This window comes from Pseudomonas sp. Irchel s3a18 (assembly GCF_900187535.1).
Taxonomy (GTDB): Bacteria; Pseudomonadota; Gammaproteobacteria; order Pseudomonadales; family Pseudomonadaceae; genus Aquipseudomonas.
In genome coordinates this window covers 108,149-133,083 of record NZ_FYDV01000004.1, presented here as the reverse complement: position 1 = coordinate 133,083, position 24,935 = coordinate 108,149, and the positions used below count along the sequence as shown (strand labels likewise).

17 protein-coding genes and 1 pseudogene are annotated in these 24,935 nt (G+C 60.5%); 2 read left to right on the top strand and 16 right to left on the bottom strand.

Annotation, left to right across the window (positions count from 1 at the left end; translation table 11 throughout):
• Positions 1 to 387: 387 nt before the first annotated feature.
• A complete protein-coding gene (locus tag CKW29_RS07815; RefSeq protein ID WP_095144648.1) occupies positions 388 to 1,287 on the bottom strand; it encodes a LysR family transcriptional regulator in 900 nt (299 codons plus the stop codon).
• A gap of 119 nt (positions 1,288 to 1,406) precedes the next feature.
• Between CKW29_RS07815 and CKW29_RS07810 the strand changes: the two genes are divergently transcribed.
• Positions 1,407 to 2,684 (top strand): MFS transporter, encoded by a 1,278-nt coding sequence (locus tag CKW29_RS07810; protein WP_095148246.1) that lies wholly within the window; start codon positions 1,407 to 1,409, stop codon positions 2,682 to 2,684.
• A 43-nt stretch (positions 2,685 to 2,727) separates the two neighbouring features.
• On the opposite strand, the gene CKW29_RS07805 is transcribed toward CKW29_RS07810, so the two are convergent.
• From CKW29_RS07805 to CKW29_RS07745, 12 genes are all read right to left on the bottom strand, one after another.
• A complete protein-coding gene (locus tag CKW29_RS07805; protein ID WP_095148245.1) occupies positions 2,728 to 3,075 on the bottom strand; it encodes a YgiW/YdeI family stress tolerance OB fold protein in 348 nt (115 codons plus the stop codon).
• 120 nt (positions 3,076 to 3,195) lie between these two features.
• A complete protein-coding gene (gene hemE, locus CKW29_RS07800; RefSeq protein ID WP_095144645.1) occupies positions 3,196 to 4,263 on the bottom strand; it encodes a uroporphyrinogen decarboxylase in 1,068 nt (355 codons plus the stop codon).
• Between the two features lie 143 nt (positions 4,264 to 4,406).
• On the bottom strand, positions 4,407 to 5,825 hold the full coding sequence (locus tag CKW29_RS07795; protein ID WP_095148244.1) for an FAD-dependent oxidoreductase: 1,419 nt from the start codon (positions 5,823 to 5,825) through the stop codon (positions 4,407 to 4,409).
• A 122-nt stretch (positions 5,826 to 5,947) separates the two neighbouring features.
• Complete coding sequence (gltB, locus tag CKW29_RS07790) at positions 5,948 to 10,393, bottom strand: glutamate synthase large subunit (protein WP_095148243.1); 4,446 nt, start codon at positions 10,391 to 10,393, stop codon at positions 5,948 to 5,950.
• A 349-nt stretch (positions 10,394 to 10,742) separates the two neighbouring features.
• Complete coding sequence (locus tag CKW29_RS07780; RefSeq protein ID WP_095148242.1) at positions 10,743 to 12,338, bottom strand: SPOR domain-containing protein; 1,596 nt, start codon at positions 12,336 to 12,338, stop codon at positions 10,743 to 10,745.
• 10 nt (positions 12,339 to 12,348) lie between these two features.
• Positions 12,349 to 13,449, bottom strand: a complete 1,101-nt coding sequence (aroB, locus tag CKW29_RS07775; RefSeq protein WP_095144642.1) for a 3-dehydroquinate synthase — start codon at positions 13,447 to 13,449, stop codon at positions 12,349 to 12,351.
• 148 nt (positions 13,450 to 13,597) lie between these two features.
• On the bottom strand, positions 13,598 to 14,116 hold the full coding sequence (gene aroK / locus CKW29_RS07770; RefSeq protein WP_095078024.1) for a shikimate kinase AroK: 519 nt from the start codon (positions 14,114 to 14,116) through the stop codon (positions 13,598 to 13,600).
• Positions 14,117 to 14,120: 4 nt separating this feature from the next.
• Positions 14,121 to 16,172, bottom strand: coding sequence for a type IV pilus secretin PilQ (gene pilQ, locus CKW29_RS07765; RefSeq protein WP_095144641.1), 2,052 nt, complete (start codon positions 16,170 to 16,172; stop codon positions 14,121 to 14,123).
• Between the two features lie 13 nt (positions 16,173 to 16,185).
• Positions 16,186 to 16,713: a pilus assembly protein PilP gene (locus tag CKW29_RS07760; RefSeq protein ID WP_095144640.1), complete on the bottom strand. Its 528-nt coding sequence runs from the start codon at positions 16,711 to 16,713 to the stop codon at positions 16,186 to 16,188.
• Complete coding sequence (locus CKW29_RS07755) at positions 16,710 to 17,333, bottom strand: type 4a pilus biogenesis protein PilO (protein ID WP_095144639.1); 624 nt, start codon at positions 17,331 to 17,333, stop codon at positions 16,710 to 16,712. Before CKW29_RS07755 ends, CKW29_RS07760 begins: the two co-directional genes overlap by 4 nt.
• Positions 17,330 to 17,896 (bottom strand): PilN domain-containing protein, encoded by a 567-nt coding sequence (locus tag CKW29_RS07750; protein ID WP_095144638.1) that lies wholly within the window; start codon positions 17,894 to 17,896, stop codon positions 17,330 to 17,332. Before CKW29_RS07750 ends, CKW29_RS07755 begins: the two co-directional genes overlap by 4 nt.
• The gene (locus CKW29_RS07745; protein ID WP_095148241.1) at positions 17,896 to 18,960 is read right to left on the bottom strand and encodes a pilus assembly protein PilM; all 1,065 of its coding nucleotides are present in this window, start codon (positions 18,958 to 18,960) and stop codon (positions 17,896 to 17,898) included. Before CKW29_RS07745 ends, CKW29_RS07750 begins: the two co-directional genes overlap by 1 nt.
• Positions 18,961 to 19,179: 219 nt before the next feature.
• Between CKW29_RS07745 and CKW29_RS07740 the strand changes: the two genes are divergently transcribed.
• A complete protein-coding gene (locus tag CKW29_RS07740) occupies positions 19,180 to 21,618 on the top strand; it encodes a penicillin-binding protein 1A (protein ID WP_371850788.1) in 2,439 nt (812 codons plus the stop codon).
• Positions 21,619 to 21,624: 6 nt separating this feature from the next.
• Here CKW29_RS07740 and CKW29_RS07735 read toward each other — a convergent pair whose 3' ends face one another.
• From CKW29_RS07735 to CKW29_RS07725, 3 genes and pseudogenes are all read right to left on the bottom strand, one after another.
• Complete coding sequence (locus CKW29_RS07735) at positions 21,625 to 22,698, bottom strand: acyltransferase (RefSeq protein WP_159950264.1); 1,074 nt, start codon at positions 22,696 to 22,698, stop codon at positions 21,625 to 21,627.
• Between the two features lie 202 nt (positions 22,699 to 22,900).
• Positions 22,901 to 24,169 (bottom strand): malic enzyme-like NAD(P)-binding protein, encoded by a 1,269-nt coding sequence (locus CKW29_RS07730; RefSeq protein WP_095144634.1) that lies wholly within the window; start codon positions 24,167 to 24,169, stop codon positions 22,901 to 22,903.
• 181 nt (positions 24,170 to 24,350) lie between these two features.
• A pseudogene (locus CKW29_RS07725) lies at positions 24,351 to 24,858 on the bottom strand (thermonuclease family protein); the annotation flags it as partial.
• Positions 24,859 to 24,935 lie beyond the last annotated feature (77 nt).

Genomic DNA, 24,935 nt, shown 5'->3' with positions numbered 1-24,935 from the left:
TCACCAACTTCAAAATCGGACTTTACCCGAATGATCAAGACTCCATAGCCATTCCGCTATCATTCATAACAGCCACACTCATCGCGCTCGCTTTATTTTCAGCAGTTCAAACAATAATTTTCACGAGAAATAAAATTAGCCTTGAGCATCGTTCAGCGGCAGCCTGCGCAGCGCTGTCCATAGCTTCATCCGCAATTTTAACTTCCAACATTAACTATTGGCATGCCCCAAATCACATATTGCTCTTCACCCTATACTCGGTGACGTTCGGCACTTACATTGCGCATCAACTTCAACTTTTCAAAATAGCTATATCACGCTAACAACCTAAATCAATTGTCATTGGTCCTTCGTCGAGCGCCCAAGGTAACGATGTAATCCCCGATGCTAACTACTGAATTCAATCTTGCGCGTCAGTAACTCGACAAACGCCTTGGCCATCGGTGATTTCTGGTCCTTGCGCTGCACCAGCCACACCGCCGACATCGCCAGCGGGTCAAGCAAGGGGCGGTAGACCACACCGTCGATGCGCATCCGCTGGTAAGACGCGGGCAACACCGACACGCCCAGGCCGGCGGCCACCAGGCCGATGATGGTCATGGCCTCGCCGGCCTCCTGGGCGAAGTGCGGGCTGAACCCGGCGTCACGCGCCAGGCTCAACAGTTGCGCGTAAAGGCCACTGCCGTAGCTGCGCGGGAAGAACACGAACGGCTCATTGGCCAGCGCCGACAGGAACACACCCTCCTCGCTGCCTACCGACAACGGGTCCTTGGAGCTGAGCACCGCCACCAACGGCTCACGCGTCAGCTCGACCACCTCAAGCGAATCCGGCAGCGGCAACGGCCGCATGATACCGACCTGAATCGACTCATCCACCAGCGCATCGGCGACCTGGGTGCTGCTCATTTCCCGCAGGTTCAGGTGCACGGCCGGGAAGCGTTGGCGAAACGAGAAGATGGCCTGGGGGATGGTCGAGTTGAACGGTGCGGATGAGGTGAAGCCGATCTTCAACTCCCCCAACTCGCCGAGTTGGGCACGGCGGGCCACATCGGCGGCTTTGTCGACCTGGGCCAGCACCAGCCGCGCCTCTTCAAGGAACAGCCGACCGGCCTCACTGAGCTCGACCCGACGATTGGTACGCTCGAACAAGCGGGCACCGACTTCCTGTTCCAGCACCTGGATCTGCTGACTCAGGGGAGGCTGGGAGATGCCCAGGACCTGTGCAGCGCGGCCGAAATGCAGTTCTTCGGCGACGGCGATGAAGTAGCGCAGATGACGCAATTCCATGAAAACCCCATTAGGTCGTAAAAGCTCTCAAACAGGTCGAACAATATATTGGATAGAAATATTAGCCGGCTATATGATTTTTTCATTGCCCGCCCGGCTATGCACTCCCGAGGTCCCCCGTGAAAACTGCTGTCGCTCCACTCGCCCATGAAATACCGCCTGCCGCTCTAGACGATGGGGTCGCCCAACTGAACGAGGTGTACATCGAAAAAGGCACGCCGATGTTCATGCGCACCGTGCTGGCGCTGTTCAGTGGCGGCTTTGCCACCTTCGCCCTGCTCTATTGCGTGCAGCCGATGATGCCGCTGTTCTCCCATGAATTTTCGATCAACGCCGCACAGAGCAGCCTGATCCTGTCGGTGGCTACCGGGATGCTCGCCATCGGCCTGCTGGTTACCGGCCCCATCTCCGACCGCATCGGCCGCAAGCCGGTGATGGTGGCTGCCCTGTTTGCCGCTGCGCTGTGCACCATCGCCAGCGCCATGATGCCGACCTGGGAGGGGATTCTGCTGATGCGCGCCTTGACCGGCTTGTCCCTCAGCGGGCTGGCGGCGGTGGCCATGACGTACCTGAGCGAAGAGATTCATCCACAACACATCGGCTTGGCGATGGGCCTGTACATCGGTGGCAACGCCATTGGCGGGATGTGCGGCCGATTGATCGTTGGCGTGCTGATCGACTTCGTCAACTGGCACACGGCGATGCTGGTGATCGGCGGCCTGGCACTGATCGCGGCCGCGGTGTTCTGGAAGATCCTTCCTGAGTCACGCAACTTCCGCTCGCGCTCAATGCACCCGCGCAGTCTGCTCGAAGGCTTCCGCATGCACTTTCGCGATGCCGGCCTGCCGTTGCTGTTCCTTGAGGCCTTTGTGCTGATGGGCGCGTTCGTCACCTTGTTCAACTACATCGGCTATCGCCTGCTAGCCACGCCGTACCACATGGACCAGGCCTTTGTCGGCCTGCTGTCTGTGGTTTACCTGTCGGGCATCTACAGCTCGGCGAAAATCGGCTCGCTGGCCGACAGGCTGGGGCGGCGTAAAGTGCTCTGGGCAACCATCGTGCTGATGCTCGCCGGCCTGGCCGTGACCATGCTCAGCCCGTTGCCGCTGGTGATCATTGGCATGCTGATCTTCACCTTTGGCTTCTTCGGCGCACACTCGGTGGCCAGCAGCTGGATCGGCCGCCGCGCCACCAAAGCCAAGGGCCAGGCCTCGTCGCTGTATCTGTTCAGTTATTACGCCGGCTCCAGCATCGCCGGTACCGCAGGCGGCGTTTTCTGGCACCTGGGTGGCTGGAACGGGATTGGCCTGTTTATCGGCGGATTGTTGCTGGTTGCCTTGTGGGTGGCGTTGAAACTGGCGAAATTGCCGACGTTGGCAGAGAGCGCCAGAGCCTGACGCAAAAAGGGCCGCATGGCGGCCCTTGGGAAGAAACGACGTCTTAGTTGATGATCTCCAGCAGATCGACATCGATCTCACGCTTGATCAAGCCCTTTTCCACTTCACCGGTCAGCTTGACCCGGGTCTTGTCGTTGAAGGCGACGGCTGGCAGGTCCTCATTATCGATTTCGACCGTGACAGTGCCCGTGGCGTCCTTGAATTCGTACTTGTCGTCGTTGTTCAGCTTCTTGACCACGAAGCCCTGCAGGACCACCGGGGTGTCGTCAGCGGCATCGTTGGCGGCGGCCACGGAGGTCACCACCTCGGCCCCAGGACCGGTGTAGCCGGCAGCCAAAGCAGCGGTACTGAACAGCGGGGCAATCAGCAGAGCGAGGTAACGAGCTTTCATGGGGATGATTCCGTGTTGATTTCGATGGCCCCAGCATAATCAGGCTCGCTGAATTGAAACTTAATCCGCGCCCATGAAAACGCCCGGCATCGGCCGGGCGTTTTGCTCATCCGCTCACGATTACTCGTGGTACTGCGCCGACAACTCGTGCACCGCGCGCAGGAAGGCGCCAGCGTGTTCCGGGTCGACTTCCGGGGTGATACCGTGGCCGAGGTTGAACACGTGGCCACTGCCTTTGCCGTAGCTGGCGAGGATCCGCCCGACTTCGGCACGGATCGCTTCTGGCTTGGCGTAGAGCACGGTAGGGTCCATGTTGCCTTGCAGGGCCACCTTGCTGCCGACGCGGTCACGGGCGCTGCCGATGTCGCAGGTCCAGTCCAGGCCCAATGCATCAGCGCCAGCGTCAGCGATGCTTTCCAGCCACAGGCCACCGTTCTTGGTGAACAGGATGACAGGCACTTTGCGGCCTTCGTGCTCACGGATCAGGCCGCTGACGATTTTGCGCATGTAGGCCAGGGAGAATTCCTGGTATGCCGCCGCCGAGAGGCTGCCGCCCCAGCTGTCGAAGATCTGTACCGCTTGCGCACCGGCCATGATCTGGCCGTTGAGGTAGCTGGTGACCGTCTGCGCGAGCTTGTCCAGCAGCAGGTGCAAGGCTTGCGGGTTGTCGTAGAGCATGGTTTTGGTCTTGCGGTAGTCTTTCGACGAGCCGCCTTCGACCATGTAGGTGGCCAGGGTCCATGGGCTGCCGGCAAAGCCGATCAGCGGCACGCGGCCGTTCAGTTCGCGGCGGATGGTGCTGACCGCGTCCATCACGTAGCCGAGGTCTTTGTGCGGATCAGGAATCGGCAGGGCTTCGATGTCGGCCATCGTGCTGACGACTTTCTTGAAGCGCGGACCTTCGCCGGTCTCGAAGTACAGGCCTTGGCCCATGGCATCGGGGATGGTCAGGATATCGGAGAACAGGATCGCCGCATCCAGCTGTGGATAACGGTCGAGCGGCTGCATCGTGACTTCGCAAGCGAACGATGGGTTCATGCACAGGCTCATGAAGTCGCCGGCCTTGGCACGGCTGGCGCGGTATTCAGGCAGGTAGCGACCGGCCTGACGCATCATCCACACGGGCGTGACGTCTACGGGTTGCTTGAGCAGGGCGCGAAGGAAACGGTCGTTCTTCAGGGCAGTCATGTCGGCATCCGGAAAAAAAGTGCGGGCATTTTCTCAGAGCGAGACGCAGAAAGACAGTGACGAGCGACAAGCTACAAGCCACAAGTTAAGAGCGCGATTGCTTTAACTTGCAGCTTGCCGCTTGAAGCTTGCCGCTGGGGTCTTCAGACCCCCAGGTAATCCAGGATCCCTTCGGCGGCATTGCGGCCTTCGAAGATTGCCGTTACCACCAGGTCGGAACCGCGCACCATGTCGCCACCGGCGAAGATTTTCGGGTTGCTGGTCTGGTGCTTGAACTTTCCTTGTTCCGGGGCGACAACACGGCCCTGGCTGTCGGTCTGGATCTCGAACTGCTCGAACCACGGCGCCGGGCTTGGACGGAATCCGAAAGCGATGACCACGGCGTCGGCCGGGATGATCTCTTCGGAGCCCGGGATCGGCTCGGGGCTGCGACGGCCACGGGCGTCTGGCTCGCCGAGACGGGTCTCGACCACCTTCACGCCTTCGACCTTGTCTTCACCAACAATGGCGATTGGCTGGCGGTTATAGAGGAACTTCACGCCTTCTTCCTTGGCGTTCTTCACTTCTTTGCGCGAGCCCGGCATGTTCGCTTCGTCACGACGATAGGCGCAGGTCACCGACTTGGCGCCCTGGCGGATCGAGGTCCGGTTGCAGTCCATCGCCGTGTCGCCACCGCCGAGGACCACGACCTTCTTGCCCTTCATGTCGACGAAATCTTCCGGCGACTTTTCAAAGCCCAGGTTGCGATTGACGTTGGCAATCAGGAAATCCAGGGCGTCATAGACACCCGGCAGGTCCTCACCGGCAAAGCCGCCCTTCATGTAGGTGTAGGTGCCCATGCCCATGAACACGGCATCGTATTCTTCGAGCAACTGCTCGATGGTCACGTCCTTGCCCACTTCGGTGTTCAGGCGGAACTCGATGCCCATGCCGGTAAAGACTTCGCGGCGATTGCTCAGCACGGTCTTTTCCAGCTTGAACTCAGGGATACCGAAGGTCAGCAGACCGCCGATTTCCGGGTTCTTGTCGAACACCACCGGGGTCACGCCACCGCGCACCAGCACGTCGGCACAGCCCAGGCCCGCAGGCCCCGCACCGATCACCGCCACACGCTTGCCGGTCGGCTTGACCTTGGACATGTCCGGGCGCCAGCCCATGGCGAACGCGGTGTCGGTGATGTACTTCTCCACCGAACCGATGGTCACCGCGCCGAAGCCGTCGTTAAGGGTGCAGGCACCTTCGCACAGACGGTCCTGCGGGCACACCCGGCCGCAGACTTCCGGCAGGGTGTTGGTCTGGTGCGACAGTTCGGCGGCGGCGAGGATATTGCCCTCGGCCACCAGCTTCAGCCAGTTGGGAATGAAGTTGTGCACCGGGCACTTCCATTCGCAATACGGGTTACCGCAACCCAGGCAGCGGTGGGCCTGGTCGGCCGACTGCTGGGGTTTGAAGGGTTCGTAGATTTCCACGAACTCTTTCTTGCGTTGACGCAACAGTTTCTTCTTCGGATCCTTGCGCCCGACCTCGATGAACTGGAAGTCATTATTCAGACGTTCAGCCATTACAAAAAACCTCTTAGCAGCAGCTTCAAGCTACAAGCTTCAAGCTGCAAGACAATCACGGTAGCAGGCCTATCGCGCACTGCATTTAACTTGCGGCTTGAAACTTGCCGCTTGCAGCTGCGTCACTGCGGATTCGCACGGGTGCTGGAAAGCAACGATTTCAGGTTGGCAGCCTTGGGCTTGACCAGCCAGAAACGACGCAGATAGTCATCAAGGTTTTCAGCGAGGTTACGGCCCCATTCGCTGTCGGTTTCCTCGACGTATTCGTTCAGCACGCGTTGCAAGTGGCTGCGGTAGGCTTCCATCGCCTCGCCGCTGATCCGCTGGATTTCCACCAGTTCGTGGTTGACCCGGTCAACGAAGCTGTTGTCCTGGTCGAGCACGTAGGCGAAACCGCCGGTCATGCCTGAACCGAAGTTGTAACCGGTCTTGCCCAGGACACAGACGAAACCACCGGTCATGTATTCGCAGCAGTGATCGCCCGTGCCTTCCACCACGGTGTGGGCACCGGAGTTACGCACCGCGAAGCGCTCGCCCGCGGTACCGGCAGCGAACAGCTTGCCGCCGGTGGCGCCATACAGGCAGGTGTTGCCGATAATGGCACTGTCTTGAGTCTTGTAGATGCTGCCCTTGGGCGGCACGATGACCAGCTTGCCGCCGGTCATGCCTTTGCCGACGTAGTCGTTGGCGTCGCCTTCCAGGTACATGTTCAGGCCGCCGGCGTTCCACACACCGAAGCTCTGACCGGCCGTGCCTTTGAAGCGGAAGGTGATCGGCGCATTGGCCATGCCCTGATTGCCGTGTTTGCGCGCGATTTCACCGGAGATCCGTGCGCCGATGGAACGGTCGCAGTTGCAGATATCCAGAGCGAAATCAGCGCCGCACATGTCGTTGATCGCCGAGGTGGCCAGGTCGACCATTTTCTCGGCCAGCAGGCCTTTGTCGAACGGCGGGTTGCGGTCCACTTCGCAGAACTGTGGCTTGTCCGCCGGGATGTGATCGCTGCCCAGCAACGGAGTCAGGTCCAGGTGGTTCTGCTTGGCAGTCTGCCCTTCGAGGATTTCCAGCAGGTCGGTGCGGCCGATCAGTTCCTCGAGGGAACGCACGCCCAGCTTGGCCAGCCACTCACGGGTTTCTTCGGCGACGTAGGTGAAGAAGTTCACCACCATGTCGACGGTCCCGATGTAGTGGTCCTTGCGCAGCTTCTCGTTCTGGGTCGCCACACCGGTGGCGCAGTTGTTCAGGTGGCAGATACGCAGGTATTTGCAGCCCAGGGCGATCATCGGCGCGGTGCCGAAGCCGAAGCTTTCAGCACCGAGAATCGCAGCCTTGATCACGTCGAGGCCGGTTTTCAGGCCGCCGTCGGTCTGCACCCGGACCTTGCCGCGCAGGTCGTTGCCGCGCAGGGTCTGGTGGGTTTCCGCCAGGCCCAGCTCCCATGGAGCGCCCGCATACTTGATCGAGGTCAGTGGCGATGCACCGGTGCCGCCGTCGTAGCCGGAGATGGTGATCAGGTCCGCGTAAGCCTTGGCCACACCGGCGGCGATGGTACCGACGCCTGCTTCGGCAACCAGTTTCACCGAGACCAGCGCCTTCGGGTTGACTTGCTTGAGGTCGAAAATCAGCTGCGACAAGTCTTCGATCGAGTAGATGTCGTGGTGCGGCGGAGGCGAGATCAGGGTCACGCCCGGCACGGCATAACGCAGCTTGGCGATCAGACCGTTGACCTTGCCGCCCGGCAACTGCCCCCCTTCGCCGGGCTTGGCACCCTGGGCGACTTTGATCTGCAGCACTTCAGCGTTGACCAGGTACTCCGGGGTCACACCGAAGCGGCCGGTCGCCACCTGCTTGATTTTCGAGCTCTTGATGGTGCCGTAGCGCGCCGGGTCTTCGCCGCCTTCGCCGGAGTTGGAACGCGCACCCAGGCGGTTCATGGCTTCGGCCAGGGCTTCGTGAGCTTCCGGCGACAGGGCGCCCAGGGAGATACCGGCGGAGTCGAAGCGCTTGAGCACCGATTCCAGCGGTTCGATCTCGCTGATGTCCAGCGGCGTATCCAGGGTCTTGACCTTGAACAGGTCGCGGATCATCGACACCGGACGGTTGTCCACCAGCGCCGTGTATTCCTTGAACTTGCTGTAGTCACCCTGCTGCACAGCGGCTTGCAGGGTGTTGACCACGTCCGGGTTGTAGGCGTGATATTCGCCACCGTGGACGAACTTCAGCAAACCACCCTGCTGGATCGGCTTGCGCGGGCTCCAGGCTTCGGCAGCCAGGGCCTTTTGCTCGGCTTCGATGTCGACGAAGCGCGCACCCTTGATGCGGCTCGGCACGCCACGGAAGCTCAGGTCGCACACTTCCTCGGACAGGCCGATGGCTTCGAACAACTGAGCACCGCGATACGAGGCGATGGTCGAGATGCCCATCTTCGACAGGATCTTCAGCAGGCCTTTGGTGATGCCTTTGCGGTAGTTCTTGAACACCTCATAGAGGTCGCCCAGTACTTCACCGGTGCGGATCAGGTCACCCAGCACTTCGTAGGCCAGGAACGGATAGACCGCCGAGGCGCCGAAACCGATCAGCACCGCGAAGTGGTGCGGATCGCGAGCGGTGGCGGTCTCGACCAGGATGTTGGAGTCGCAACGCAGGCCTTTTTCGGTCAGGCGGTGGTGTACCGCGCCGGTGGCGAGCGAAGCGTGGATCGGCAACTTGCCCGGGGCAATGTGGCGGTCACTCAGCACGATCTGGGTGCGACCGGAACGCACGGCTTCTTCTGCCTGATCGGCGACATTGCGCACGGCGGCTTCAAGGCCCACGGCCTCATCGTAGTTGAGGTCGATGACCTGGCGTTCGAAGCCCGGGCGATCGAGGTTCATCAGCGAGCGCCACTTGGCCGGGGAAATGACCGGCGAGCTGAGGATCACGCGCGAGGCGTGTTCCGGCGACTCCTGGAAGATGTTGCGCTCGGCACCGAGGCAGATTTCCAGCGACATGACGATGGCTTCGCGCAGCGGGTCGATCGGCGGGTTGGTGACCTGCGCGAACTGCTGACGGAAATAGTCGTACGGCGTGCGCACACGCTGGGACAGCACGGCCATCGGCGTGTCGTCGCCCATGGAGCCAACCGCTTCGTAGCCCTGCTCGCCCAATGGACGCAGCACCTGGTCACGCTCTTCGAAGGTGACCTGGTACATCTTCATGTACTGCTTGAGCTGGTCGACGTCGTAGAAGGCCGAACCGTGGTCGTTGTCTTCCATGGTCGCCTGGATGCGCAGGGCATTCTTGCGCAGCCATTGCTTGTAGGGATGACGGGACTTCAAACGGTTGTCGATGGCGTCGGTGTCGAGGATCTGACCGGTTTCGGTGTCCACGGCAAAGATTTGACCAGGTCCCACGCGGCCCTTGGCGATCACGTCTTCAGGCTGGTAGTTCCAGACACCGATTTCCGAGGCCAGGGTGATAAAGCCGTTTTTGGTGGTGACCCAACGCGCCGGACGCAGACCGTTACGGTCGAGCAGGCACACCGCGTAGCGACCATCGGTCATGACCACGCCGGCCGGGCCGTCCCACGGCTCCATGTGCATCGAGTTGTATTCGTAGAACGCCCGCAGGTCCGGGTCCATGGTCTCGACGTTCTGCCACGCAGGCGGAATGATCATACGCACGCCACGGAACAGGTCGATACCACCGGTGACCATCAGCTCCAGCATGTTGTCCATGCTCGAGGAGTCGGAACCGACGCGGTTGACCAGCGGGCCGAGCTCTTCCAGGTCCATCAGATCGTTGGTGAACTTGGTGCGACGGGCCACGGCCCAGTTGCGGTTGCCGGTGATGGTGTTGATCTCGCCGTTGTGCGCCAGGAAGCGGAACGGTTGAGCCAGCGGCCATTTCGGCAAGGTGTTGGTGGAGAAGCGCTGGTGGAACACGCAAATCGCGGTTTGCAGGCGCTGGTCACTCAGGTCTGGATAGAAGGCGGTCAAATCCGCCGGCATCATCAGGCCTTTGTAAATGATGGTCTTGTGGGAAAAGCTGCAGATGTAGTGGTCGGTGTCGGCGGCGTTGGCCACGGACGAGCGACGACGGGAGCTGAATAGCTTGATCGCCATGTCCTGATCGCTCAGGCCATCACCGGCGATGAACACTTGTTCGATCTGCGGCAACCGTTCCAGGGCCAGGCGGCCAAGGACGCTGGTGTCGATTGGCACTTTGCGCCAGCCGATCAGTTGCAGGCCCTCAGCCAGGATCTCGCGGTTCATGTTCTCGCGAGCAGCTTCGGCTTTGACCGGATCCTGGTTGAAGAAGACCATGCCCACTGCATATTGCTTGGGCAGTTCCACACCGAAGGTTTCCTGGGCGATGGCACGCAGGAACACATCCGGTTTCTGAATCAGCAGACCGCAACCGTCACCGGTCTTGCCGTCGGCGTTGATCCCACCGCGGTGGGTCATGCAGGTCAGGGCCTCGATGGCCGTTTGCAAAAGGGTATGACTGGGTTCGCCCTGCATATGGGCTATCAGGCCGAAACCGCAGTTATCCTTGAATTCATCGGGTTGGTACAGACCTGCTTTCATAGACACTTTCTCACCAGGCTGCCTCTTACAGAGACAAATTTCTTTTTAATTCAACCGCTTACCTTCCGCGCCGAACGTACGCCAGCTTTGCGGGGGCAAAAGGGAGGTCATTGTACACACCGACACAGAGGCTCACAAATTTGACGACGAAATGTCGCAAATCTATGTCGCATTTATGAAAGGTTTAAAGCGATATGCTGTGCTAGTCAAAACATTTTTGATGTTGACCGCAACGACCCAAAGACTACTGTGACGCAGACACCACAAGGCACGCGGCCTGTAGGGCTGCGCGCACTTGTAGAAATTTTGAGGTGCTTGGAGAGGCGGCCTGGATAAGGCCGCCGAATCTTCAGCGAGTTGCTGCCAGTTCCTGTTGGACGCTGGCGACAGTGCGAGGCCAAGGTTTACCAGCCTGAACCTTCGCTGGCAAGGCCTTGATAGCGGTAACAGCTGCATCGCGGTTGGCGAAGCTGCCGTAAGTGATGACGTAAAGCGGCTTGCCGTTGAGCACTTTCTTGAAATAGCGGTACTGGCCGCCTTGCTCTTTGACGAAATTCTGCGCCGTGGCTTCCGAGCTGGTGCCCAGGATCTGTACGACGTAGCTGCCCGGAGCCTGACCGGCATACCAACTGCCACCGGATGTCGCCTTGGCGACAGTGGCTGGCTTCTCGGCCGGCTTGGCCGCTGGAGCAGGCTTGGCAACAGGAGCCGGTTTGGCCGCAGGAGCAGGCGCAGGCTTGGCGGTAGCAACCTGGACAGGCGCTGGCGCTGGCTTGGCAACAGGTGCTGGAGCCGGGGTCGGTGCAGGACCGGCTGAAATGCCGGCCGGCGGTGCAATGGTGGTCACGGTCGGCGGAACAGCACTGGAACCTTCGACCGGCACACCGTCGTCGCCCTCGGTAATGCCACCGGCCTCTTCAGCCAACGGCCCCCGCATCACCGGCTGGGATTGCCCGACCAGCGGCAGTGGCATCGGCTGGGTATTACCGGCGAACTCGACCGCCGGAGCGCCGCCGTTCGGTGTTGGAGTGCCCTGGCCGAGCGGCAGTTGCGCCTGCTCGTTGGCAGGTGCGCCAGTGGTTGGTGTCTTGCTGCGACCCGGCATCAACCAGGCAGCGGCCACCGCAACCACGACGACGGCGGAAATTGCCAATACGTGTTTCTTCGGCATGTTGAACCCCATACTTGGACGCTTGACCGCTGAGCGGCTAGCAATCATGGCTTCGATCATCGCATCGCGGGCAACCTGATTGATGTTTCCAGGCCAGCCGTCGGAGCTTTCGTGAATCTCAGAGATCTGATTGGCGGAGAAAAGTTCGATTCCCTGACCTGCACCCTCAAGGCGCTGTGCCAGGTATTCGCGAGTTTCCTCCTCGGCATACGGTTGCAGTTCGATGACGTGGAAGCGCTCTTCCTCGCCCGTCAACTGCTCAAGCCCGGCGATCAGCGACGGCTCACCGAACAGGAACACATGCGGACGCCCCTCAGACGCACCGGCCGCCAGGGCCAGCAACGCTTCAAGCGCCGACTCGTCGAGCTGCTCAGCGTCGTCCACCAGCAGATAGACTTCCTGGCCGGTCAACGCGAGCTGCACCACCTGCTTGAGGATCGCACCGACTTCAGCCTGCGCGATTTCCAGCCACTGGGCCACCTGACGCAACACACCGGCCGCATCACCGGCACCGCGGGCGGAGACCACCACGCTCTGTACCGTCTGCTTGTTGGTGCTGGCAACCAGCGCCTGGCGCAACAGGGTCTTGCCGCTGCCTTGCGGCCCGGTGACCACCAGCAACAGCTGGCTATAACGGGCCAGGTGATGCAGTTGTCCCAGCACGGGCTTGCGCTGGGCAGGGAAGAATTTGAACCCTGGAACCCGTGGAGCAAAGGGGTCATGGTTCAACTGGTAGTGGCCTAGGAACGCCTCGTCGGCATGCAAACTGGTCATGGGGATCTTATTAACCTTTAAGCTGAGCCAGGGCGCGGTAATCCGCTCCCAGCGTGGCCTGTAAAACCTCTTTCGGATAATCGTCGGTCACTACGGCTTCGCCCATACGGCGCAACAACACCAGCCGCAAACGGCCGTCGATTACTTTCTTGTCTATTGCCATGTGTTCGAGAAAATCGGCAGGGGTCATCTCTTCTGGCGGGATGACCGGCAACCCGGCACGCTGGAACAGGCGAATACCGCGATCGCGCTCTTGGGGTGTGATCCAGCCCAGGCGCGACGACATCTCCAGCGCCATTACCGTGCCCGCAGCCACCGCTTCGCCATGTAGCCAGACACCATAGCCCATGTGGGTTTCGATAGCGTGGCCAAAGGTATGACCCAGGTTGAGCGTGGCCCGCACACCGGACTCACGCTCATCGGCGCCAACCACCGCAGCCTTGGCCGCGCAGGAGCGCTCGATGGCGTAGGTCAGCGCGCCCTGGTCGAGGGCGCGCAAGCGGTCGACGTTGTCTTCGAGCCAGGTCAGGAACGGCTCGTCGCAGATCAACCCGTACTTGATGACTTCGGCCAGGCCGGCAGACAGTTCGCGGGCCGGCAAGGTGTTGAGGGTGGCGGTATCGATCAGCACCACGTTCGGCTGATAGAAAGCGCCCACCATGTTTTTGCCCAACGGATGGTTGATCCCGGTCTTGCCGCCTACCGAGGAGTCGACTTGCGACAGCAAGGTGGTCGGTACCTGGATGAAATCGACACCACGCTGGTAACAGGCGGCGGCAAAACCGGCCATGTCGCCAATCACGCCGCCGCCCAGGGCGATCACGGTGGTGCGCCGGTCATGGCGTGCGGTGAGCAGGCCATCGAAAATGGTTTGCAGGGTTTCCCAGGTCTTGAAGGCTTCGCCATCGGGCAACACCACCGAAATGACGGAAAACTGTGCCAGGCTGCGGGTCAGACGCTCCAGATACAGTGGCGCAACGGTCTCGTTGGAGATGATTGCCACTTGCCGCCCAGCGATATGCGGCGCCAGCAACTCGGGCTGGTCCAGCAACCCTTCGCCAATATGGATCGGGTAGCTACGCTCGCCTAAATCGACCTTAAGTGTCTGCATGTGTCCCCACAATGAAGTTGGAATCAGGTGCCCTGCCTTTTGTTATCGATTGGCAACACCTGATTGAATGACGTTGCCCACCCGTCTCGCGCCACACCCCGAAGCCATCATGGCGCGAGGCCGAGGATAGCGCATTTCGCGCCGGGGATTAACGGGGAGGAAGCTGCTGCAAGCGCTCCAGAATGTCTAGGACAACCATCCGCGGTGGCCGCTCATCGGTTTCCACCACCAGGTCGGCGATTTCCCGATACAGCGGATCGCGCAGCGTCAGCAGATCGCGCAGGGTCTTGGCCGGATCGGCGGTGCGCAGCAACGGACGATTGCGATCGCGCGAAGTGCGCCCGACCTGCTGCTCGACCGACGCATGCAAATACACCACGCGCCCGCCGGCGTGCAGTGCACGACGATTGGCTTCGCGCATGACCGCGCCACCACCCGTCGCCAGCACCACGCCGTCGAGCGCGCACAATTCGGCGATCATCGCCTGCTCGCGGTCACGAAAGCCGGGTTCGCCTTCTTTGTCGAAGATCCACGGGATATTGGCACCCGTGCGCAATTCAATTTCCTTATCGGAATCCTTGAACGGCAGGCGCAACTCTTTGGCCAACAAGCGACCGATGGTGCTTTTACCAGCACCCATCGGCCCAACAAGAATCAAATTTCGCACAGAATCAATGACTCACAGCAATCGCCTGGTTATTCATGATACGCGGAGTGAGAAATACCAGCAGCTCGGATTTTTTCTCCGACACCACGTCACGCCTGAAAAGGCGGCCAAGATACGGCACATCACCGAGAAATGGCACTTTATCTACGACCTTGCTCTGAGTATTTGAGAAAACCCCACCAATAACGATGGTTTCGCCATCGGTCACCAGCACATTGGCATTGACCTCGTTCTTCTTGATCGGCGGTACATCCTGCACCTTGTTCAGGTAGTCAGGTTCGTCCTTGGTGACCTTGACCGCCATGATGATGCGGTTGTCGGGAGTGATCTGCGGTGTCACCTCCAAAGACAGCGAGGCCTCCTTGAACGACACCGAAGTAGCGCCGCTGGAGCTAGACTCCTGGTAGGGGATTTCCGTACCCTTGAGGATCTTCGCGGTCTCTTTGTCGGAGGTCACTACTTTGGGCTGCGAGACAATCTCCCCATTGCCAGTCTTCTCCATGGCCGTCAGCTCAAGGTCCAGCAACAAGTTATCGGTGATGTAGGCGATACCGATGCCCGACGTATTGCCCGCCACCCCCATGTCGACGAACGGTGAACTGGTGCTGGCGCTTCTGCCCAAGCCCCCCTCCTTCGCACTGTCAACTCCCGAAGCGCTCCAGTTGCCACTACGCACCGAACCACCCCAGCGCACACCCAGGCTCTTGTCGTAATCGACGTTGGCCTCGACGATACGCGCCTCGATCATCACCTGACGCACCGGAATATCCAGTTGCGCGACGATCCGCCTCAGTTCCTCCAGGCGATCCCGGGTCTGGTAGGCGATGATGTTGTTGGTGCGCTCATCGACAGTAATCGAGCCGCGCTCGTCGCGCTTGGCCTCGGCACTGGTCACCGACTGGAACAATTTGGCGATGTCCACCGCCTTGGCGTAATTGACCTGCAACAGTTCCCGACGCAGCGGTGCCAATTCGGCGATCTGCTTTAGCGACTCCAGTTCCTGGCGCTCGCGGGCGGCGATCTCGTCCGCCGGGGCGACCAGCAGGACATTGCCAAGCTTGCGCTTATCCAGCCCCTTGGTCTTGAGCACCAGGTCCAGCGCCTGGTCCCAAGGCACGTTTTGCAAGCGCAAGGTGATGCCGCCCTGCACCGTGTCACTGGCCACCAGGTTGAGATTGGTGAAGTCGGCGATCAGTTGCAGTACTGAACGCACATCAATGTCCTGAAAATTCAGCGATAGCTTTTCACCACTGTAGGCAGAGCGCTCGACATTGCGCTTTTGCAGATCCTCAACGGCCATCGGGCGGACACTGACGGTCAACTTGTTGTCGGTTTGAAAGGTCGAATAGTCGAAGGCGCCACTGGGCTCGATGCTGATGCTGGCCTTGTCGGCGGACGCACTGGCATTGACGTATTGCACCGGGGTGGCGAAATCCTTGACGTCCAGGCGAACCCGCAACCGCTCGGGCAAGCGGGTCCTGGCGAAGCTGAGGATGATCTTGCCGTCGCGCTCCTGGATATCCGGGCTGATCCCTCGATCCGACAAGTCGATGACAACGTTGCCCTCACCCTGCTCTCCACGCTGGAAGTCCACACCACGAATGGCCTTGCCCGCGTGGTCGGCGCTCCCGGAGGGCTGCGCGACCTTGGTTGGGCTTGCCTTGCGAGCAACGGCAGCCGCCTGCCCGACCACCACGAACAAGGAATTGCCTTCGACCCGCGCACTGTAGGGCGCCAACTGCGCCAGGTTGATCACCAGTCGTGCTCGATCCTTGACCTCGACCACCGTGGCACTGCGTACGTTTGCACCGCCCAGGTCACGGTGCTTGCTGGTCAGGTGACTGGTCACCCCCGGCAAATCGAGGGCAATTCGCGCGGGTTTATCCATGGTGTAGCCATGAGGTTCCGGGGGTGGCCCATCGAAAGCCAGTTTCAGCTCGACGCGATCACCCGGTAGCGCTGTGACATCCAGCGCGTTGAGCCTGGCCGCCGAAACCCCCGGAGAAAGCAGCGCTATCCCTAGCGACAGACCGAGGATTGAAAGAGTCCTGTTCATGATTCGGGTTCCACTATGAGTGCACTTTCAGAGGGAGGGTCCGCGGTCGCTCCAGCCAGGCACCCTCGCCATCGGGAACAATTTCGACCACGTCAACCTGATCATCGCCGATCGCCACAATCCGCCCGTCGTTACGCCCCAGGTAGTCGCCCACCTTGAGCCGATGCACACCACCAGCACCGCGCAACAGCGCAAAGGTGCCCGAGGCATTGGCGATCGTGCCGACCATTTCGAATTGCTCGATATTGAAACCTTCCAGGTATTGCCGGATCCGGGCGGGATCCGGCCGGACAGCGCGCGAACCATGACCGCCACCGGCCAGGCCCGGCCTGATCTGCGCTGAAAACGGACTGCGCAGCGAGGCAGCGTTGTACGTGAACGTCGGGTAAGCGCGGAAGATCGGCATGGGCTCAATCTGGCCGGACGGACGCACCAGCACCTCGTTCATATAGGCATCCAGGTCGCTGAAGTCGCTGTCACCGTCACACCCGACAAGACTGCCCGCCAGCACGACAGGAAAGAGCCATCGCGGCGTACTCATGGCTGGCGCCCGGTATCGTTGTAGCGGTAGGTCCTGGCCAGGATGCTCATGCGCAGCCTGGCGTCGAGACCTGGGCTGACGGGCTCGATGCTGAAGTCATGCAGGGTGACAATCCGGGGCAGTCCCGCGACTCCACTGACGAAGGTCGCCAGGTCATGAAAGTCGCCCGTGACGGTGATCTGGATCGGCAGTTCGATATAGAACGGCCGGGCGACTTCCGGCAGCAGCTTGATCTCTTCGAACGCCAGGCCACTGCCCAGGCCGGTTCGGCTGATGTCCTCCAGCAGCCCTGGTACTTCGGTATCGCCGGGCAGTTGCCTGAGTAGCACACCGAACGCGCTTTCCATGGCTTTCATCTGCTCGGTGTAGGGCTCGAGGTTGGCCGCCAATTGCGCCTTGCTCGAGAACTGCGCCTTCAGGCTCGCCTCCCCGGCACGCGCCTGCCCCAGCAGATCGTCCAGGTCGCGAAGCTGAAGGTTGTAGCCCAACACCAGCACCAGAACCATGACCAATGCACCGACCAGGACCTTGACCGGTGCAGGCCACGACCCGATGTTGTTCAAGTCCAGTTCATTGATATCGACCTTGCGCACCGCGTCAAACCATTGCACCAGACTCATTCCGCGCCCCCAGTCGTGGCCGGCACTGCCTGGCGAACAGTCAACCGGAACAGACTGGCCTGATCCGATGAGCCAGGCGTCGCGGTCTTGACCTCGCTCAGGCTCGGCGCACCGAACCAGTCGGAACCCTCGAGATTGCGCATCAGATCCGAGACCCGGTCACTGGAGTGTGCCGCACCACGGATGGACAGCGTGTCGTCGACCCGCTTCACCTCGGTGAAGTACACGCCAGCGGGCAGGGTTCGCACCAGTTGGTCAAAGACTCGCCCACTGACCGGTCGATTACCCTGCAGGCCCTGGATAATCCCCATGCGCTCAACGAGTTGTTCACGCCGGGCTTTCAGCTCGCCGATCTGCCGGATCCGGTCATCCAGCACGGCAATCTGCCTGCTGACATAGGCGTTACGGGCGATCTGCCGTTCGATGGCGCTGTTGATCCAGTGATTGCCCAACAAAATCACGCCAACCGCCACGACCACGACCCCCACCAATAACAGCAGGAAACGCTGACGACGCTCCTCACGCTGCGCTTCACGCCAGGGCAGTAGATTGATCCGCGCCATCAGTCGAAGCTCCTCAGCGCCAGACCGCACGCAATCATCAAGGCCGGTGCATCAGTCGCCAGCGCAACGGCATTGACCTTGCGACCCAAGGTCATGCCGACGAACGGGTTGGCCACGAGCGTTGGCGTCTCCAGACGTTGCTCGAGCATGCGGCCCAGACCGTCGATCGAAGCCGTGCCACCGGCCAGCACGATATGGTCGATCGTGCTGTACTGGCCTGAGGCAAAGAAAAACTGCAAGGAGCGCGACACCTGTTGCACCAGCGTCTCGCAAAAGGGCTGCAGGACTTCTCGAGCGTAGTTTTCCGGCAGCCCACCTTGTCGTTTGGCCAGCATCGCCTGCTCGACAGACACGCCGTATCGTCGCTGTATGTCCTCGGTCAACTGGCGACCGCCGAACAGTTGCTCACGGGTGTAGATCACTCGACCATTGAGCAGCACGTTGAGCGTGGTCATGGTGTCACCGATGTCGACCAGCGCCACGATCGAGCGCTCACGTAAACCCGCCAGCCGTGGCACCAGCAAGCCATAGGCCCGCTCCAGCGCAAACGCCTCGATGTCGACCACCTTGGCCGTCAGACCCGCCAAGGCCAGCGCAGCCTCACGCAGCTCGATGCTTTCCTTGCGACAGGCCGCCAGCAGCACCTCTACCCGCTCAGGACTGTGACGAGCGACACCCTGGACCTCGAAGTCGATGGCGACTTCGTCGAGGGGATAGGGAATATACTGGTCGGCGTCGAGCTTCAATTGACACTCCATCTCATCGACTGACAGCCCGGCATCCAGTTCGATGACTTTGGTGATGACCGCTGATCCGGAAACCGCCACCGCGGCATTCCTGACATCGCTTCTGGTCCTTTGCAGCAGCCGGGACAGTGCCGCCCCGACAGCGTCGAGTTCGACAATGTTTTTCTCGACCACCGCACCGGCTGGCAACAGCTCCATCCCACTGGCTTCGACGCAATAGCGCGTTCCAGAGCGGCTCAGCTCCACAAGCCTGACCGAGGTTGAACTGATGTCGATGCCCAACAGCCTGCGGCGCTTTTTATTGAAGAGTCCTGGCACTACCAATTCCCTATGACTTTCCGTGAGTTACGGACTCTTTATTGTTCGTTGCGTTCAATAGCCGAGTCTTGACACTGGGGCCAAATGCGCCTGAGGTAGAAAAAGTGCTTATAATGCCCATCGTTTTTTTCCGCTTTTCGCAAGCGCAGGCCGATCCTTGCTAACCCTGAATGCCCTGACGCCTAATTCATTCTTTACCCTGGATATCCAAAAGCCTTGATTCGTCTGCTGAAATTTTTCGGGTGGTCCATCGTCGCCATTTTCTGCGGACTGCTCCTGAGTCTGAGCGGCGCGTTTCTTTACCTTAGCCCGGGCCTCCCCTCGGTGGAGGCGCTCAGAAGCATCCAGTTGCAGATCCCTTTGCGGGTCTATAGCAGCGACGGCAAGTTGATCGCAGAATTTGGCGAAATGCGCCGTACACCGATACGTTTCGCCGACATTCCCCCCAATTTCATTAATGCGTTACTAAGTGCTGAAGACGACAACTTCGCCAATCACTATGGCGTCGATCCCAGCAGCCTGATGCGTGCCGCCACCCAGCTGATCAAAAGCGGACACATCCAGTCCGGCGGCAGCACCATCACCATGCAGGTCGCCAAGAACTTCTTCCTGACCAGCGAACGCAGCTTCTCGCGCAAGACCACGGAGATTCTCCTGGCCTTGCAGATCGAGCGTCAGCTGACCAAGGACGAGATCCTCGAGCTCTATGTGAACAAGATCTACCTGGGCAACCGCGCCTACGGCATCGAGGCCGCGGCACAGGTGTATTACGGCAAGTCGATCCGTGACGTCAGCCTGGCGCAGATGGCAATGATTGCCGGCCTGCCCAAGGCCCCGTCGCGCTTCAACCCGCTGGCCAACCCGACACGCAGCAAGGAACGTCGCGACTGGATCCTGGGGCGCATGTACAAGCTCGGTAAAATCACCGAAGCCGACTACACCACGGCGATCAACGAACCGCTGAACGCCAGCTACCATGTGCCGACTCCGGAAGTGAACGCGCCGTACATCGCTGAAATGGCCCGCGCCGAAATGGTCGGGCGCTATGGCAGCGATGCCTACACGGAAGGTTTCCGCGTCACCACCACCGTGCCGAGCAACCTTCAGGAGATGGCCAATACCGCCGTCCATGAAGGCCTGATGACCTACGACCAGCGCCACGGCTATCGCGGCCCTGAATCGCGCCTGCCGGGCAAGACGCTCGACGCCTGGGCTGCCGAGCTGACCAAGCAGCGCACCATCAGCGGCCTGGAGCCTGCCATCGTCACCCAGGTCGACAAGCTGGGCCTGCAGGTGCTGACCCGCACCGGCGCGGAGCACGTCAGCTGGGACACCATGAAGTGGGCGCGGCCGTTCCTGAATACCAACAGCATGGGCCCTGTCCCGCGCCAGCCTTCGGACGTCGCCCAGGTCGGTGACCTGATCCGCGTACAACGTCAGCCGGATAACAGCCTGAAGTTCAGCCAAGTCCCGGTCGCTCAGGGCGCACTGGTCTCGCTGGATCCACAAAACGGGGCCATCCGCGCACTGGTCGGCGGCTTCGCCTTCGAACAGAGCAACTACAACCGCGCCATGCAGGCCAAGCGTCAACCGGGCTCGAGCTTCAAACCCTTCGTCTACAGCGCCGCGCTGGATAACGGCTACACCGCCTCCAGCCTGGTGAACGATGCGCCGATCGTGTTTGTCGACGAGTACCTGGACAAGGTCTGGCGCCCGAAGAACGACACCAACACCTTCCTCGGCCCGATCCGCATGCGTGAAGCGCTGTACAAGTCGCGCAACCTGGTGTCCATCCGTCTGCTCCAGGCGCTGGGCGTGGACCGCACCATCGACTACATCAGCAAGTTCGGCTTCAACAAGGACGACCTGCCACGCAACCTCTCGCTGGCCTTGGGCACGGCGACGCTGACTCCGATGGAAATCGCGACCGGCTGGAGCACCTTTGCCAACGGCGGCTACAAGATCACTCCGTACATCATCGACAAGATCGAGAGCCGCAATGGCGACACGCTGTTCGTCGCCAACCCGCCAAGCGTGCCCCAGGGAGCCATCGCCAGCGACGGCATTGCCGTACCGACTACCGAAGCCTTCACGGTCAACGCCGCGCCAGCCCAGCCCCCGATCGATCAAGCCGTCGCACCCGCGCCGGCCGTTGCCGAGCGCATCATCGACGGGCGCACGACCTACATCCTCAACAGCATGCTGCAGGACGTGATCAAGCTTGGCACGGGCCGCCGCGCCCTGGCCCTGGGGCGCACCGACCTCGCCGGCAAGACCGGGACCACCAACGAATCCAAGGACGCCTGGTTCTCGGGTTACAACGCCGACTACGTGACCACCGTCTGGGCCGGATTCGACCAGCCGGAGAGCCTGGGCAGACGGGAGTACGGCGGCACGGTGGCACTGCCCATCTGGATGAACTACATGGGCGCAGCGCTCAAGGACAAGCCGCCCCATACCCAGGCCGAACCTGAAGGCATACTCAGCCTGCGAGTTGATCCGATCAGCGGTCGCGCGGCATCGCCAGGCACACCGGGCGCCTACTTCGAACTGTTCAAGAGCGAAGACACGCCACCGACCGGCAGCGAACTGGGCAACGGCACCGCACCGGGCAGCCCGCTGCCAGCGGACGAAGTCGCGCCGATCGATTTGTTCTGACCTCGCTCATTCACCCCGCAATTCGCTGCGCTCCACCGGCAACTCCGGTGGCAGCTTCCCAACCCGATGACGGTCGAGGAAGATGACGCGCAGCCGCCTGGTCAATGGCAACTCCACCAGCCGATAGATGCTGATTGCGACCAGATAACACAGGCCGATGGCCAGCGCTGCCATCAGGTAGGCGAGCAGGCCCGACGTATCGAACACGTGGAAAACCTTGTTGAACACCTTCATCACGTAGGGGTGGAACAGATACAGGGAATAGCTGGCGTCGCCGAGCAGCACCATCCCCCAGGGCAGGCGCAGACCTGCCAGACCATGCACCATCGCCAGAAAGCACAAGGTGGCCGGAATCCCCCAATAAATGCTGCGCCACAGAGTCGTCGCAAAGGTCTCATTGAACGGCATGCTGGCAATACAGGTGACACTGATCAGCACCAAAACCACTCGCACCCCGATCGTGGGCCCGGAGGCACGCCAGCCAGCGGTGCGGGCATACAGCGCGTAGCAGCCCATGCCAAAGGCAAATTCCGCAAGAATTTCAGAGCTATAGAAATCCAGAATCACTGAGTCGAACTTCATCCACTGCCCCAGCAACACCAGGACCATGAGTACGAGCGAGCAGATCAGCAGGCGGTGGCGATGACTGATGGCCATGGACAGAGCAAACAGGACGTAGAAGAACATCTCGAAGTTCAGGGTCCAGCCGAGGAACAACAGTGGCTGAACGTACTCACCCTTCTGGTAGGGAATGAACAGCAGCGACTTGATAAGGCCGGTCAGATCCGCCGTGGTGTTGTCCAGCAAGCTGGGCAGCAGCAGAGCCACGCCAAATACGCCAAAGGTGCCCAGCCAGTAAAGCGGCACGACCCGGATCACACGCTTGGTGAAAAAGTGTCTTTTCGACTTGGCGGTAACCAGGGCCATGATGAAGCCACTGATCACGAAAAAGATGTCGACGCCCCAGGCACCATTGCGAAACAGCGGGACGTGTTGAACGACCACGGCCGTCGCCGCTATTGCCCGCAGAAACTGGACGCTGTCCAGCTTGTCGACCGAAGCCTCGATGGCGGAAGACATGCAGAACCCCTTTTCAATCTGCTCGAGCAAAGCGACATTGAGCATGCTTTCATAGAAAAGAAGCTTCTTCGCACGACTACGCCTCTTGGCAAGGCTGAGTAAAGCAGATCGCACCGATCCCGCTACACCACCCATCGCCCGCCAGAATGCAAAAAGCCCCGACTCGCGAGAGCCGGGGCTTGGGGCTTGACGCTACGCAGGCTTAGCCGTTGAACACGTCATCCACGCTTTTGAGCGGGTAGTTCTTCGGATACGGCAGGGTCGCCACGCCGGTCTCGATCGCGGCCTTGGCCACAGCGTCGGAGATCACGGTGATCAGACGGGCATCCATTGGTTTCGGGATGATGTACTCACGACCGAATTCCAGCTTGATGCCGCCGTAGGCGTCGCACACGTCCTGAGGTACCGGCAGCTTGGCCAGTTCACGCAGGGCGTTGGCCGCTGCCACTTTCATTTCTTCGTTGATGCGCTTGGCGCGAACGTCCAGGGCACCACGGAAGATGAACGGGAAGCCCAGTACGTTGTTCACCTGGTTCGGGTAGTCCGAACGGCCGGTCGCCATGATCACGTCGTCACGGGTGGCGTGTGCCAGTTCCGGGGCGATTTCCGGATCCGGGTTCGAGCAGGCGAACACGATCGGGTTGGCCGCCATGGATTTCAGGCCTTCGGCGCTCAGCAGATTCGGGCCGGACAGGCCAACGAACACGTCAGCACCTTGCAGGGCGTCTGCCAGGGTGCGCTTGTCAGTCGCGTGAGCGAAGACCGCCTTGTACTGGTTCAGGTCGTCACGGCCGGAGTGGATCACACCGGTACGGTCAACCATGTAGATGTTTTCGATGTTGGCGCCCATGCTCACCAGCAATTTCATGCAGGAGATGGCGGCAGCACCAGCACCCAGGCAGACGATCTTGGCATCGGCAAGGGTTTTGCCCGCGATTTCCAGGGCGTTGATCATGCCGGCAGCGGTCACGATCGCTGTACCGTGCTGGTCATCGTGGAACACCGGAATGTCGCACTGCTCGATCAGGGCACGTTCGATCTCAAAGCACTCAGGTGCCTTGATGTCTTCCAGGTTGATGCCACCGAACGTGATGGAGATGCGCTTTACGGTATCGATGAAAGCCTGTGGGCTTTCGGAGTCGACTTCGATGTCGAACACGTCGATACCGGCGAAGCGCTTGAACAGTACGCCCTTGCCTTCCATCACTGGCTTGGACGCCAATGGGCCGAGGTTACCCAGGCCGAGAATCGCGGTGCCATCGGAAATGACTGCAACCAGGTTGCCCTTGCCGGTGTACTTGTAGGCCAGTTCAGGATCGCGAGCGATTTCGCGTACTGGCTCGGCTACGCCGGGGCTATAGGCCAGCGACAGGTCGCGAGCGGTAGCAGTGGCCTTGGTGAGCTCGACACTCAGCTTCCCTGGACGAGGATTGGCATGATATTCGAGAGCGGCAGTTTTCAGATCAGACATGGGGGCATTCCGCTTTTACTGTTGGACAGACTGGTCGCCGAGGATACGCGCCTCGCAAAGTCCCCACAAGACTGACCAGTCACCCCTGTCAAGCGCCCGGCCCTACGACTTTGGGCCAAGAGCCACGGAACACAAGGGCTTAACTGTTCACAATCACTATAAAAAATGTCTACAATTTTTCTCAAGTGGGCACCTGCAGCATCGTCGGATGGGTCAATGACCACAACCAGTGCGCCCGAGCGGATTGCAAACGCCCTTGCCACGAACGATCGAGTACCCGGCCACACGCCTCGATCCGCTTGCCTTTGCGTCGTTCCAGTGTCGGCAGATCAAATGGATTGAACTGATTGGGTGCAACGCGCAATACAACCGAGCCCTGCAACTCGATCCAAACCCCACCACGATTGCATTGGCCCCTGCTCACACGACCACTGACCACGGCGAAGCCGTAAGCCGTGATCTGCTCCGCTTTCAGCACAGGAGACTGCCGCCAAGGCCCCAGCCCAGCCTGTCGAGCAACGCGTTCGGCAACCTGCCAGCAACTAGACCAGATCGGCATTCGCCGGCACCGACACCCGATAAGCGAAGCCCTCGGCGAGCATGTGCGCCTCACGATTGATCCCCTCGACCTCAAAAACGCGGATCAAGGCACGACCGCAACGGTCTTTGCATTCTTTTCCGGGCAGAAGGCTGGAGCCGCGGACAGCCAAATCGCGGACACAAAAAAGGCGTCCGCAAGGGACGCCTTTTTCATCAGTCTGGAGAA